This is a genomic window from Trichocoleus sp. FACHB-46 (genome assembly GCF_014695385.1).
Lineage (GTDB): Bacteria > Cyanobacteriota > Cyanobacteriia > FACHB-46 > FACHB-46 > Trichocoleus.
Genome location: NZ_JACJOD010000030.1, coordinates 244,872 through 259,038, shown reverse-complemented (window position 1 = coordinate 259,038; position 14,167 = coordinate 244,872). Strand labels below are relative to the sequence as shown.

At 49.5% G+C, this 14,167-nt stretch carries 13 protein-coding genes; 10 read left to right on the top strand and 3 right to left on the bottom strand.

All coding sequences use genetic code 11. The features are described 5' to 3' along the window. Positions 1-282: 282 nt before the first annotated feature. From H6F72_RS31175 to H6F72_RS17630, 5 genes are all read left to right on the top strand, one after another. On the top strand, positions 283-657 hold the full coding sequence (locus tag H6F72_RS31175; protein ID WP_190438362.1) for a Mo-dependent nitrogenase C-terminal domain-containing protein: 375 nt from the start codon (positions 283-285) through the stop codon (positions 655-657). Between the two features lie 892 nt (positions 658-1,549). Further along, positions 1,550-2,317 (top strand): hypothetical protein, encoded by a 768-nt coding sequence (locus H6F72_RS17645; RefSeq protein ID WP_190438359.1) that lies wholly within the window; start codon positions 1,550-1,552, stop codon positions 2,315-2,317. Positions 2,318-2,412: 95 nt separating this feature from the next. Next, complete coding sequence (locus H6F72_RS17640) at positions 2,413-2,664, top strand: hypothetical protein (RefSeq protein ID WP_190438355.1); 252 nt, start codon at positions 2,413-2,415, stop codon at positions 2,662-2,664. Positions 2,665-2,698: 34 nt separating this feature from the next. Continuing rightward, on the top strand, positions 2,699-3,886 hold the full coding sequence (locus H6F72_RS17635) for a murein transglycosylase A (RefSeq protein ID WP_190438351.1): 1,188 nt from the start codon (positions 2,699-2,701) through the stop codon (positions 3,884-3,886). A 169-nt stretch (positions 3,887-4,055) separates the two neighbouring features. Further along, positions 4,056-6,023 (top strand): sodium:proton antiporter, encoded by a 1,968-nt coding sequence (locus H6F72_RS17630; RefSeq protein ID WP_190438349.1) that lies wholly within the window; start codon positions 4,056-4,058, stop codon positions 6,021-6,023. A gap of 29 nt (positions 6,024-6,052) precedes the next feature. Here H6F72_RS17630 and H6F72_RS17625 read toward each other — a convergent pair whose 3' ends face one another. After that, complete coding sequence (locus H6F72_RS17625; protein WP_190438346.1) at positions 6,053-6,679, bottom strand: cytochrome b N-terminal domain-containing protein; 627 nt, start codon at positions 6,677-6,679, stop codon at positions 6,053-6,055. Positions 6,680-6,844: 165 nt separating this feature from the next. Between H6F72_RS17625 and H6F72_RS17620 the strand changes: the two genes are divergently transcribed. The 4 genes from H6F72_RS17620 to rfbB all read left to right on the top strand — a co-directional run bounded on the left by H6F72_RS17620 (position 6,845) and on the right by rfbB (position 11,301). Continuing rightward, positions 6,845-7,651 carry a precorrin-2 C(20)-methyltransferase gene (locus H6F72_RS17620; protein WP_190438343.1) on the top strand — a complete coding sequence of 269 codons (807 nt, stop codon included), beginning with the start codon at positions 6,845-6,847 and terminating at the stop codon, positions 7,649-7,651. Between the two features lie 219 nt (positions 7,652-7,870). Next, complete coding sequence (locus H6F72_RS17615; RefSeq protein ID WP_190438340.1) at positions 7,871-9,076, top strand: energy transducer TonB; 1,206 nt, start codon at positions 7,871-7,873, stop codon at positions 9,074-9,076. A 69-nt stretch (positions 9,077-9,145) separates the two neighbouring features. Further along, positions 9,146-10,168 carry a D-glycero-beta-D-manno-heptose-7-phosphate kinase gene (rfaE1, locus tag H6F72_RS17610; protein WP_190438338.1) on the top strand — a complete coding sequence of 341 codons (1,023 nt, stop codon included), beginning with the start codon at positions 9,146-9,148 and terminating at the stop codon, positions 10,166-10,168. Positions 10,169-10,191: 23 nt separating this feature from the next. Continuing rightward, positions 10,192-11,301, top strand: a complete 1,110-nt coding sequence (gene rfbB, locus H6F72_RS17605) for a dTDP-glucose 4,6-dehydratase (protein WP_190438335.1) — start codon at positions 10,192-10,194, stop codon at positions 11,299-11,301. A 141-nt stretch (positions 11,302-11,442) separates the two neighbouring features. Here the strand turns inward: rfbB and H6F72_RS17600 are convergent, their stop codons facing one another. Then, a complete protein-coding gene (locus H6F72_RS17600; protein ID WP_190438331.1) occupies positions 11,443-11,958 on the bottom strand; it encodes a DUF456 domain-containing protein in 516 nt (171 codons plus the stop codon). 26 nt (positions 11,959-11,984) lie between these two features. Beyond that, positions 11,985-12,641, bottom strand: coding sequence for a cofactor assembly of complex C subunit B (locus H6F72_RS17595; protein WP_190438329.1), 657 nt, complete (start codon positions 12,639-12,641; stop codon positions 11,985-11,987). A 92-nt stretch (positions 12,642-12,733) separates the two neighbouring features. Between H6F72_RS17595 and H6F72_RS17590 the strand changes: the two genes are divergently transcribed. Then, positions 12,734-14,161 carry a D-alanyl-D-alanine carboxypeptidase gene (locus H6F72_RS17590; protein ID WP_190438326.1) on the top strand — a complete coding sequence of 476 codons (1,428 nt, stop codon included), beginning with the start codon at positions 12,734-12,736 and terminating at the stop codon, positions 14,159-14,161. The last annotated feature ends 6 nt before the right edge of the window (positions 14,162-14,167 follow it).

Sequence of the window (14,167 nt, the reverse complement as noted above, 5' to 3'; positions counted from 1 at the left end):
AGTCCATTTTGGTGATGACCGTCATAGGCGTATCCTTACGGAAGTCACTGAACTAGAGAGAGGACATTCACAAAACTTCCGTGAAATCGCTCACTCAGGATTGTCCGGATCTTAGACACAATAGCAGTGTTGGAATAGATGAAAGCCCAACTTCAGTTAAGCGCTTCTTCAGTTTTCTCAAAGTCTACTCAACCATTTCTCAGCTGATCCGATATTTCCCGTTGAGGGGCTGTAGCTGCAAGCAGGGTTCCATACCATCTACTAATTCACAGGAAAGGCAGTATGAATACTTCTGAATGCACATCCGAAAATTTGGCCCTGGTTAGCTGGACTTGGCTCTCCTCCAGTCAAGACTCTGAAACGACAGCAAGCCCTCTACGCCCCCCTGCAAAAGCTAAATTTGATTTTTGGCAACCCATGCGTCAATGGCTAGAGCAAGTCGAAGTTGCGACTCCAGCTCTAGCTCATCGGCTTTGCCAACTCATCCCTTCTCAGTGCCCCTTTGAGCGTGACGTTAAACTGTTTGGTCGCACTTTGTTTCATATTCCTCCCATGTGCAAACTCAATCCTTTGTACGAGGAAGTGGTAGGTCTACGGTTCCGAGCGCTTTGCTACTTGGCAGACAAATGTGGTGAAGACGTAACGCGCTACTGTTAGTTGTTCAGTAAGCAGTCGAGCGATCGCAGCCCTTCCGCAAAGAATTAGCGCTGCTGCATCCACTAAACGCTAACTGTTTATATAGGATTGTCATCCAATTAGAACCTTGGCTACAAGAAGAGCCGAAACGATTTTGAGACAGAGATACCCATGTCTCATTTAACCCATAGATTTAATAGTTGATTCTTTAGACCGCTGCAAAAGATCAACACCGAATCTGTAAATTCATTAGACTTTTCGTCATCACACAATAGTCTGCAATAAGCTATTGAATTAGCTAAGCAAAACTTTATCTTTTTGCTTATTTAAAGCTTTCTTAAACCTAAATGTTTTAGTTCTCACTACTTTTACGCTAATAGCTAAAAATCTCAATTCATAAAGCTAGCTCAACTATTTTCAGTTAACCTCACTCATTTCATGCAGCCTGAACTGAATTCAGGCTCAATAGTTGAAGCTGCCATAAGCGTTTTAGAGTAAGAATTTGAAGCTTCGTAACGCTCAAAACTACTAGGTACTCTCGGAGGAGTAAATTTTAGTCTCACCGTCTTTCTTCCAGAATCGAAGACGCTATATTGATAAGTGAAGCAATTAAGCTTCCCTGGCAGATTTAACAGCCAAGTGTCCATTCAGCAAGAGGTAAAAAGCGCTGTTTTTACAAAATCTGTCTCGCATCGTCGCAACAGCACTCAAGTGTGATACTGATACTTCCTCATCAATTGGCTAATTGGGAGCTCTGTCGTTGATTGTGAATTAATTCAATCAAGGTAACTCTGCCCATGATCGATGAACCAAAGGAAGTTACTCAGTGAAGGCTTGGGTGTTGTTGTCGTTTAAACTTTCTGTTATTGTCGTTATCTTTATAGAAATTCCAGCCAATAGGTAAACGCGTATCATGGCCATTATTGCCCTGAAAGCCTGGTACCTCCAGCAGTATGAGCCGATTCGAGAACTGGAGAAACGTCCCCATGATTTACGCCTAAGTAAAAATAGCCTACTGAAATCTGGTTTGCGAGCTGACTTCTTAGAAGACTCTGAAGAAGTTAAGCGCTCTGCTTGGTTTCAGCGCTACTTAGAAGGGGAAACCATCGAGTTTTATATCGAAGGGAGTGGTGGCTACGCGATCTCGAATATTGACCTAATCAGTCACGAAATTTACTTCACCAAGCAAGAAGTGATGGCCCATCTGGAGCCAACCATTTTTCTCTGTTATCAAACCGAGTACAACCAATCCAGTGATGTCTTGAGAGAGGCCCTCCAAGACCTAATTGAAAAACTAAATCGGCGATCGCGCTTACCTCTGAGCTTAGAAGAGTCCCATCGCCTGACAGAAGGACCAGTGCGGCTCAGCAGTACTTTGATGCGGAAAATTCGCCAGAGCTTGCTTTTTGTTGCTGACAGCACTCCCATCACTAAAATTAGCGCTGAACCACCGCAGTTGATTCCGAGCCCTAAGGTTTGTGTTGAGGTTGGTTATGCCCTGCAAAGCAAGCGCACCGAACAGATCCTTTTGGCTCAAATGGACCGCTCCGATTTGCCAGGGCAGTTTCCCTTCGATTTACCCAGCCAGAATCGCTTAGTGTTTAAGGACGCTAAAGACTTAAGCAAAGCTTTACCCAGCTTGGTAGAAACTCAGTTACAGCGATTCAGCTTGCTCTCGTAAATCTAGCTTTCTAACAAGTCTTCGCAAGGAATTGTCGATTTTCGCCGATTCAGAGCCCATAATAATGTCGGTGTATTCAGGATAGTTTCGACAGTATGCCTAGAACCCCGAATGAGTTCATTGTTCACCTCCTATTTGATGGAGGCCATCGGGAAGAAGTCCGTTTCCCTACCATTCAAGAATTCCAAAAGTGGTACAGCGGCGAGCTAGTGCCCAAATCCTCTTCTGATGACTTCATCAGTGTTCCGATCAAAAACATTCAGGGCGAGTACATGGTGGCCCGACCCTCGCGGATTATAGCGATTCGAGTGGAACCGGTGTTCAATTCTAGCGTCGAGCGATACTAGCTCGTTAGATTCTTTATTCCACTCAACCTAAAGTATGTCTGGCTTTGCTAAGGCTCAAAGATGGCTTGCTGTCGTTGCTCTCAGTTTTGGAGTTACGCTCACAGCAACTCATCAGCCTATTTTTGCAGTTCAACCCCTGCAACCTGTTACTTCATCTGTTTCGCTACCGACCTCCCTCGGGCTTGACGACAAAATCTGGCCTCAAGCAGGCCAGCCGGGGGATCGGGCAGCTTTATTAGCGGCGATCGACCATAGTTTGGCCTATCTCCAAACTCCTAAAGCAGCGGCAGATTATCAGAAGCATTCGGTGCCCGGAATTAACCGCGATCGCGTGCGTCGCAGTTTGGTTAGATTTCGCCAGTTGGTGACAAAGTCGCGTTCTGCGGCAGAGCTAAAGGCAGCGGTGCAGCGGGAGTTTGTTTTGTATCGAGCCGTGGGCAAAGACAACCAAGGCACTGTTGCCTATACAGGTTACTTTGAGCCTACTTATACTGCTAGCCGCGTCCGTACGGCTGAATATCGCTATCCTCTATTTCGGGTGCCGCCCGGTTTAGCTGAGTGGTCTAAACCTCAGCCAACCAGGGCTCGATTGGAAGGAAAGGATGGGCTGCAATTTGCCAAGGGGCCGCTGAAGAATCTGGAGTTGGTTTGGTTACGCGATCGCCTAGAAGCATTTCTGATTCAAGTGCAAGGTTCGGCTCGCCTGCAAATGACGGACGGCAGCACAATGACCGTTGGCTTTGCGGGCAAGACCAATCATCCTTACACCGGAGTTGGCCGCGAGTTAGTCAAAGATGGCAAGATGCGTCTGGAAGACCTAACACTGCCTAATTTGCTGGAATACTTTCATCAGCATCCTGAAGACCTCGACGTTTATTTGCCACGCAACCGCAGTTTCGTGTTCTTTCGAGAAACCTATGGTGCAGCGGCAACTGGTAGTTTAGGCGTGCCCGTAACGGCTGAGCGATCGATCGCAACCGACAAATCTCTCATGCCACCCGGTGCTCTAGCTTTGATTGACACCCCGCTGCCCCAGCCAAGTGTGGCTGGCAAATTAGAACAACGCCCCGTGAGCCGCTACGTCTTGGATCAAGATACGGGAAGCGCCATTAAAGGCCCAGGACGAGTTGATATTTTCATGGGTACAGGGGTGAAGGCAGGCGATCGCGCGGGCCTGACAAATTCAACGGGTCAACTCTACTATCTATTACTGAAGCAGTAACCCTATTTCTACCTACTGCTGTTGAGGTTGTACCCTGTCTATAGAAGCGTCTCACTTTCAAAGATAGGCAAACGAGCTACCCATCTCTACATTGCCATTGCTATAAGACACTGCCCTTAAATCAGTAAGGCGTCTAGACAGAGACCCAAAGCCTGCAACAGTAGCGTCTATGGAAGCATCCTTTGAAATTACACTGCTGATGATCATTACAGTCATCGCAGGCATCAGTGCTCAGGTGATTGCCGAATTTTGCAAAGTGCCGAGCATCGTTTTCTTGCTCCTTTTTGGCATTCTGCTGGGCTCTGATGGTTTAGATATCTTGCACCCAAATTTGCTCGGCACTGGGTTAGAAGTGATTGTCTCCCTCTTCGTAGCGCTGATTTTATTTGAAGGGGGGCTCAATCTAGAACTCGGAGAGCTGGGTCGGGTTTCCGGGAGCCTCCGCAACTTAGTGACAATCGGCACTCTGATTACCTTAGTCGGTGGTGGCATTGCGGCTTATTGGCTGAGTGAATTTCCTTGGCCGATCGCGTTTCTTTACGCCTCCCTCGTGGTCGTTACTGGACCCACTGTCATTAGCCCCCTGCTGAAGCAAGTACAGGTTGATCGTCAGGTGGCAGCCTTGCTGGAAGGCGAAGGCGTCCTGATCGATCCGGTGGGAGCCATTTTGGCTGTGGTAGTGCTCAACATCATTCTCAACGGTGATGCCGACCCAGTTCTGGTGTTCAGTGGCTTAATGCTCCGACTGGGCATTGGCGGTGGTATCGGTTTGGTGGGGGGTCTTTCACTAGGCTTTGTGATTAAACGAGCCCGCTTCTTATCAGATGATCTCAAAAACTTAACCGTTTTAGCGGGGCTCTGGGGCTTGTTTGGCTTGGCTCAAATGCTCCGAAGTGAGTCAGGCTTGATGGCAACGGTGGCGGCTGGAATGATGTTGCGAGCATCCTCACTGCCGGAAGAGCGCTTGATCCGACGCTTCAAAGGACAGCTGACCACGTTGGCAGTTTCGGTTTTATTTATTCTGCTCTCAGCGGATCTTTCGATCGCTAGTATTTTCGCTTTAGGCCCAGGTGGGGTACTCACAGTCTTAGTCTTGATGTTCATCGTCCGCCCCCTCAATATTTGGCTCTGTACCTCTTGGAGCAGCAACCTGAACTGGCGACAAAAGCTATTTTTGTGTTGGGTGGCTCCTAGAGGTATTGTGTCCGCTTCGGTTGCTTCCTTGTTTTCTATTTTGCTGACCGAACGCGGGATTAACGGGGGAGATGCGATTAAGGCCTTAGTTTTTTTGACAATCCTCATGACCGTCTTTGTCCAAGGTCTGTCTGCGGGTTGGGTCGCTCGTTGGTTAGGCATTACCTCCACTCAAGCGACAGGTGCGGTCATTATTGGCTGTAGTCCTCTCAGTCGTCTTCTGGCGCGCTTATTTGATGAACGCGGTGAAGCTGTAGTCTTGATTGACACAGATGCTGAAGCCTGTCGTTTAGCAGCAGAGGAGAATGTGCGGGTTTTTGTTAGCAGTGGTCTAGATGCTGGAGTGCTAGAAGAAGCGGGACTAGGCTCAGTTGGCACCTTTCTGGCTATGACCAACAACGGTGAAGTGAATGTGGTGCTCGCACAACGAGCCGCCGAAGAATTTCATCCGCCTCGGGTTCTAGCTGTTTTCCCACGCGATCCTCAAGCGAGTGCTGTTAATAAGAGCCATAAAGTGCATCAAGCTTTTGTTCCAGAGCTCCCCATCAAAGCTTGGAACGACTATTTGAGCAGCGGTGCAGTCAAGCTGGGCGAGACGATGCTACGGGATGAGGGTTTTGCTTTTCAGCAGGCTCATCTGCAAGCTTTGATTCGCTCCGGTGAGCTGATTCCAATACTCCTAGAGCGCGATGACCATTTGCAAATTATGCCTGCCCAGGAAGAGTGGGAAGCGGGCGATCGCATTATTTATCTATTACATGACCCTCGGCCTACCCTACTAAAGTTGCTATCTGGCACCACCCAGCCTCGCCTCACCTTGGAGAAATTAGCCGCAGTAGAAGAAATTCCAACTCCCGAACCTGCCTTAGAAGCTCCTGTCTTCGTAGAAGCCCAAGTAACGCCTAGGGAGACAGAAGTTGTACCACCTCCTATCTCAAGTTGATTGAGAGAGGTAGGTGAGATGTTTAACTTTTAGGACAATTCCGCATCTAGATTGGTACTTCCAACATCAGCCTGCTTAGCTTCTTTTTCTTGAAACAACAAGCTGACTAGGTGAATGACCGCGAGCAAAACGGCTCCAATAGCCAGCAAGTAGCTGTGCAAAGTGTAAAGATGCTCCACCGTAACTGTGCTGACTGAACCACCTGTCAAAATTTCGCGTAAGGCAGGTCCAATCAAGGGGATGGCTTGGATGGTTTCTAATTCAATCTTGAAGCGCCAATAACCAAGTTGGCTCCAGCTCAAGATCATAGCCGTCCAACCTAAGGCGATCGCCGTCAAAGTCAGCAAAATACCGCTAATCCAAGCTGTTAACCAACTGGAACGAAAACGCTCTCCGAGAAACATCACCACAATTTGGATGAGAGAAATAACAATGAGGCCATTGCCAGCCACGCTGTGCAGATTTTGAATCAACCAACCATTCGTGACTTCAGTGTTAATCAGTCGCAAGGACTCATAAGCACCGCCTGCCGTAGGTTCGTAATAGAACGCGAGCAAAATTCCTGTGATCGCTGCTATGAGACTCAAAGTCAAAACAGCTACAGCCAAAACCGTAGCGAGTCGCCGCCAAACTACCGCGTACTGCACGTTTTTCATGGCTCGTTAATGTGTAGTTTTGTTAACTCTTAAATTAACAAAGGATGCCAGAATCAGCCACTCTATCGCAGGTCGCAGAACTGAAAAATTATTTAGATCTCAGGACTTATCGCCAACGTTCAACCTAGCTCGTCATCGACTAAGCGTAAGTAACGAGCAGCGAATATGTCAGACTCAGAAGAGACTATTGCAAAGGATGAATTGGTGACTGCTGCATTCGCAAACTCAACTGAACCTGCGATCGCCGAAATCGGAACCTTGTATGGCATTGGCGCGGGTACAGGCGATCCAGAACTTCTCACGCTCAAAGGGCTACGCCTACTAAAGCAAGCATCAGTCGTTGCTTTTCCAGCAGGAGTAAAAGGCAAACTCGGCATGGCTGAGCAGATTGTGGCTGAGTGGTTACAGCCCCATCAAGTGCGCCTAGCCCTAAATTTTCCTTATGTTCAAGATACAGACACGCTGACACAAGCATGGCAGCAAGCCGCCAAGTCGGTTTGGCCCTATTTACAGCAAGGCCAGGATGTAGCCTTTGTTTCTGAGGGGGATGTCAGCTTTTTCAGCACTTTCACATATTTAGCTCAAAGTTTGCAACACCTCCACCCAGAAGCTAAGGTACAGACCATCCCAGGGATTTGCTCTCCCTTAGCTGCGGCGGCGACTTTAGGTATTCCTTTGACGATGCAAGCGCAGCGGCTCGTGGTGCTACCAGCGCTGTACCATGTATCAGAATTAGAAACCGCGCTGCAATGGGCAGATGTGGTGGTTTTGATGAAAGTTAGTTCTGTGTACGAACAGGTATGGGCCATTTTGCAGCAGCAGCAACTTTTAAATCGTAGTTATGTGGTTGAGCGAGCCACCTTGCCAGAGCAGGTAATTTATGCCAATCTGAGCGATCGCCCTAACCTCCAACTGTCCTACTTCTCACTGCTAATTGTGCAAGTTACAGCTCCTAGTCTTGTTGGTAGCTAATTCAGGTAGTATAGGCAACTTTTAGCGCCACTATAATGTCTTCCCATACAGCCCATCGTGGGTCCATCGTAGAATTACGTGCAGTTTTAAGCCGCTCATCCTTACAATTATGAGCCAGTTAAAGTTTAAGGTCCTGAGGCTAAGATTTGAGTGCGTGCTTTTTTAGTACCAAACGAGATGTCGGTTGTTGATGCTTGAGCGGAGCGGATTGTCACGGTTATGTCTTACTGGTCCTTGATTAAATCTCTGCCCGAAGTATTGCGCCAACCCAGCGGGATTGCAGCTATTGCCTCCGTCGGGGTTCACGGGCTGCTCTGGGTTGTTCTACCTGTTTTACCTCTATCCTCAAAAACCACCGAATCTGAGGCGCAAAGACCTGTAAAACTGGTGGAGCTGACGCCAGCAGAACAAGGCCGTTTACCCAGCTTTGCTACCCCCCAACTTTCCTTGCCTCCTCTGCCCAAGACCACAAACCTATTTCCATCCCTGCCGTCCCTACAGTCGTCTAACTCACTGCCTAGCTCTAGTTCGTCCCCGTATAATCTTCCCCTCTTCGCACCGCCCCCTTCAGGCTTTTCTTTTTCCCCGTCCGTGCCCCTACCCGCTCCTTTAGGGCTTCCCACGACTCAAATTCCCATTCCCGATACGCCAGCTCCCAGAATCTCGGAACCCGCTCAATCTTCCAGACCTACGATCGCCTTTCAAGATCAACCGGGTCTAGATGCGATTCAGCAGAATTCTCAGGCCTTACAATCCCAAAATCTACCTCAACTGCCACAGCTAGAAGCCAGCGCTCCCGAGACAATCAATTTCCCACCCACAGACCTTAGCCCCTCTGAGCTAGTAACTCCACAGTCCCAACCTCCTAGCAACTCACCAGAACAAACCACTCCTCCAGCTACGACTCAGGCTCCGCCTCCAGAGACGGAGCAGGCTGCTGCCCCAAACACACCTCCCCCTGCCCCTGGCCCCCGACCAGATAAAATTCCTGCTGAGGCGATCGCGAGACTGCGTGAAGCCCAACAACGCCAGCAAGAACTTTATGCTTACGACGCAACAGGTACCAGCAACGAGGAAGCCTCCGGTACTTTATCGGATTGGACTGAGGAAACCTCACAATCAACAGGGAAGGACTTTAAGCGTTTAGAGTTAAAACCGAGCTACCCGACAGCAGCCTGTTCCCGGAAGCTAAACGGACAAGCGACGTTTGGCGTTGTCGTCGATGCTGATGGCAAAATTGTGGGTGAACTTGCTCGGATTCAAAGTGCTGGCTACCGACTGCTCAACCAAAAGGCCGAAGAAGCAGTCAGAGCCTACGAGTTTGAGGGAACAGGTGAGTCTCAGCCGTATTTAGTCAGCCTACCGTTTAACTACAGCAGTGATACTTGTGCTGATATCCCTTCAGAGGAAGCACCCCCTAGCTAAGTTTTTGTTTGAACTTGTGTAACAAATTTTGTAAGTTTGTTCCAGGTAGCTTAGGCTGCTTCAGCAGATATGGCTTTAGACCGTTCGTTTACAAAGCAATTAACCGCTGCGGCTGACCAACTGTTTCACTACTTGGAGCAGTTTAGTCAGGCGAAGGTTCTTGTGGTGGGAGATTTAACCCTAGACGAATTTCTCACAGGTCAAGTAGAGCGGATTTCTCGCGAAGCTCCGGTGCTGATTATTCGGCATGAAAATACCAGGCAAGTTCCGGGAGGCGGCGCGAACGCGGTCTATAACTTTGCTCAGTTGGGAGCCCAGGTCAAAGCGGTAGGGCTGATTGGCAAGGATGAGCAAGGACAGGTGATTCGCGAGATTTTCGCCAGTGCTGGGATTGATACTCAAGGAGTCTTAGTCGATGCCCAGCGTCCCACTGTGACTAAAACTCGCATTTCTGGGCATGCTCGTCAGTCAGTAACGCAGCAGATTGTGCGGGTCGATCGCAAATCGGATGAGCCACCAGACCTAGAGTTGCAGCTCCAATTAGCGCAGTATATTCAGCAACATCAAGACACCGTAGATGCAGTTGTTTGTTCAGATTACGGGGATGGCACTCTCACCCAATTGGTAACTGCCGCAGCTTTGCAGCATCCTTGCACGATTGTGGACACTCAGAAAGAACTGAACCGCTATCGAGGTGCCCTGTTGTTTACGCCCAACCTGCCAGAGGCGGAGCAAGCGGTTGGTTATGCGATCGCGACTCCTCAGGATTTGAGTCGAGCGGGACGTGATCTTTTAGACTTAACTGAGGCCCAAAATATTTTGATCACCCGTGGGGAAGCAGGTATGACCCTGTTTGAGCAATCAGGGGGGGAATTTCATATTCCTGCCTTTAACCGCACTGACGTATTTGATGTCACTGGGGCAGGCGATACTGTCGTAGCAGCTTTAACTCTGGGGTTAACTGCAGGAGCATCGGTATGGGAAGCCGCTGTTCTAGGTAACTTAGCAGCCAGCATTGTGGTGCGGCAGTTTGGAACTGCTACAACCACTACCTCTGAAATTAAACTAGCCTTACAAAATTTACTGAACTAAGTAACCTGGAGACAACAAGCGACATGACAGAGACAGGCAAAGGCACAGCAGACCAAAAATCTCAGCGCCGTCATCCCCGCCGCATCATCATCACGGGAGGAGCTGGGTTTATTGGCTCCAATTTTGTCCATTACTGGTGCGATCGCTATCCAGAAGATCGCGTGATTGTGCTGGATGCGCTGACCTATGCTGGCAATCTGCGGAACCTGGAAAGTTTAGAGGAGCGGCCTAATTTTCGCTTTGTTCAAGGAGACATCTGCGATCGCTTGTTGCTAGATGCCTTACTGAAGCAAGAAAAAGTTGATGCGATCGCTCACCTCGCTGCCGAATCCCATGTCGATCGCTCGATTCTATCGCCTGGTGCTTTCGTACGCACCAATGTTGTCGGCACTTTCACGCTTCTAGAGGCGTTTCGTCACCATTGGGAAGCCCATCAAAAACCGAGTCACTATCGCTTCTTGCACGTCTCTACCGACGAAGTTTATGGCAGCTTAGGTTCTGACGATCCAGCCTTTAGCGAAACCACTCCCTACGCTCCGAACAGCCCCTACTCAGCCTCCAAAGCAGGTAGTGATCATTTCGCCCGCGCTTACTACCACACTTACAACCTGCCCACCCTCATTACTAACTGCTCCAACAATTACGGTCCTTACCACTTCCCAGAAAAGTTGATTCCTTTGATGTGTATCAACATTTTGCTGAGCAAGTCGTTACCTGTGTATGGTGATGGTCAAAACGTGCGTGACTGGCTTTACGTGGAAGACCATTGCCGCGCCTTAGACACCGTGATCCACCAAGGGCAGCCAGGAGAAACTTATAATATTGGCGGCAATAACGAAGTCAAAAATATTGACCTAGTTCACATGCTGTGCGACTTGATGGACGAGTTGGCTCCTGACTTGCCTGTGCGTCCTTGCCATCAGCTGATTACGTATGTCAAAGACCGCCCAGGGCACGATCGCCGTTACGCCATTGATGCCAGCAAGATTAAAACCGAGCTGGGCTGGACTCCCCAAGAAACGGTTGCAGCAGGCTTACGCAAAACTGTGCAATGGTATTTAGACCACCCCAATTGGTGGCGACCTCTGCTCTCTGAGGAATATCAAGCCTATTACCGCAAGGTCTACGCCTAAACCTACTTGATAGCTGCGTAGACACAAAATTTTTGCTCTATTGTAGGGGCACCCACAAGGGATGCCCTCAATGGTGAAAAGGCACCCACAACACATCCGCAACGGATGCCCCTACCAGGCGTTGACATGTAGGCGTTGAGGTTAAGTAACTGCTCCCAGTGGCCAAGTGGTCACAAGGAACACAATCACAGCTCCTAATGCCAGCAAACCTTGAATTAAGTTACCGATCAACGAACCGACAACAATCCCGATGCCAGCTTTGACAGCTACAACAAAATCTCGTCGATAAATCAATTCACCCACGATCGCGCCCAATAAGGGACCAATCAAAATCCCCAACAATGGCCCACCAAAAGGCAATGCAGGTAGCAAACCAAAAAAGCCGAGCAGCAATCCTACTACTGCGCCAATTTGGCCCCACTTGCTGGCTCCAAAGCGCTGGGCTCCCCAAAAGCTTGCCAGAAAATCTACACCCATGCTGACCACCAGCACTCCGATCGCCACCACTAAGGGAACGGTCACTGTGCCAAATCCGTGGATAACACCCCAGATCACGATGGCAGCCACAATCAAGCTGGTGCCTGGGATAGCTGGGACCACGGCCCCAATTACCCCAAGCACCATCACAGCTACAAGCAGCCAATAGAGTACGGTCATAGTTTAAGCGTGAGGTTGAGCAACTTCTAAATAGTGACGGATAAATGATGACTCAGAGTATTGTCTAGCTTGTCAGCGATCGCCTCCACCCAGTTTTCGTCCTGCTTGGTATAGCTGCGCGGAGCATTGGCGGCCAGGATCAAAGCTCCTTGATTGCCAATGGGTTGGCAGATAATACCTTGAGTATTTTCTGGCAAATAGTCAAACTCAATGCGTCCAGGATAAGCTTTTACATCGACTAAATAAACGGGTTTTTGCTTCTCTAAGACCCGTTGCAGAATCGGGCCTGGCTTCACCTCTGCGTTGGTTGCCAAAATTCCTCGCCGCAGTAAGACGCGCCCCTGATACAACACCACCAGCGATCGCGTCATGGTATTGGTGAGCAAAATCTGAGAGGCCCAAGCCAGTTCTAGCCGCACCGCTTCTGGCAGGTTTGAAGCTAGTTCCAGTCCTTCTTCACCAACTAACTTCACAGCATCGGGCGATCGCGGTTGAATGCGCTGCCACAGCAACCCGGTTAGAATCAATAGGGCACTGAGAATGACGCCTAAAGCGTCAGAACGAGCTTGAGCATCCGTTAAATTGGGCGTAAGCAGGCGATTCACCAGCAGCAACGTCCCTGCCAAAGCGCCCACAACAATGGGTAAACGACGTAAAACTTGATTTTGGTCGGGTTTTGCCATGCCTTGGGGCCTGATTCTATCTATTCACCATCGTAATAGATAGAATGTTTCCGTCTTGGTTTTAGCTTCAGCCGTGTGGAGGCAAATCAGTAGTGCTGGAATTAGTCAGCTCTGGGTTGGTTTCGCTTTGGTTCAAAATGGCCCATGTGCCACAACCCATCAATCCCGACAGCTTGCTTGCGTCTTGGAATACACCTGGCCTAGTTTTTTCTGCCCAGCCTGACCCAGCAGGCGAAGCAACTGTGAAACAGTATTTGCAAGGTCTGAGCGCCACAGGGCTGACTGAGACGACCCAAGGGGTCTGGGTGCAAGTGGGCTACAATCTGTTGGCCAATCACCAAGGAACGCAACCCCTACCTGCGGCCTCTTTAACCAAGGTCGCGACTTCTTTGGCCGCACTAGAAACTTGGGGGCCTGCTCACCAATTTGACACGTTGATCGGGGCCACGGGACCGATTCAGAACGGAGTGTTACAGGGAGACTTGGTAATTCAGGGCAATAACGACCCTTTCTTTGTCTGGGAAGAAGCGATCGCCCTCGGCAATACCCTCAATCGCATGGGTATTCGCCAAGTCACAGGCAGCCTAGTAATCACTGGCAACTTCGCCATGAACTATGAGACTGATCCCTTGCTAGCAGGAACGTTGCTAAAGCAAGGGTTAAATGCTCAACTGTGGTCTGAGGAAGCCAAGGCACAGCACCTCAACTTACCCAAAGGCACCCCTCAGCCTCAAGTCGCGATCGCGGGCGATGTGAAGGTCGCTACCTTGCCGATTCCTAAGCAAATTGCTTTGTTACGGCACCAATCCCTGCCATTGGCACAAATCCTCAAACAGATGAACATCTACAGCAACAATCCGATGGCTGAGATGTTAGCTGCTTCCGTGGGAGGAGCACCTGTCGTTGCCGCTCAGGCTGCTAAAGCTGCGGGGGTGCCACAAGCAGAAATTCAACTGATTAATGGCTCTGGTTTGGGGCCAGAAAATCAAATTTCCCCACGGGCTGTTTGCGCCATGTTTATGGCGATTGAAAATTACTTAAAGCCTCAGCAGATGAGTGTAGCTGACTTGTTTCCCGTCTCTGGTCGCGACGGTGGTACGCTCGAAGACCGCAATATTCCTGTCGCCTCAGTCGTTAAAACTGGGACGCTTTGGGATGTGAGTACTCTGGCAGGAGCCTTACCTACTCGCGATCGCGGCTTAATTTGGTTTGCGATTTTAAACCGAGGCGAAGACCTAGACGGGTTGCGGAATCGCCAAGACCAACTGCTGCAAAACTTACTAGAGCAGTGGGGAGCCGATCAATCGGTTGTGGCTGAGATTGCGCCCAACAGCGCACCAAGCTCTAATACACCACTCAATTTCTCAGCTCCAGCCTCCAGCAGTGAACCCGCCGCTACTCAGCTAATGGGAACTACAACTGCTCCTAGCAATCCCAAGGCAGCATCACCGACCCTGCACCAAAAGTTTCAACTAGGCGATGACAGGCGCAATCAAATTTTGTTTAAGGTCCAGGTTTAAGGTTCG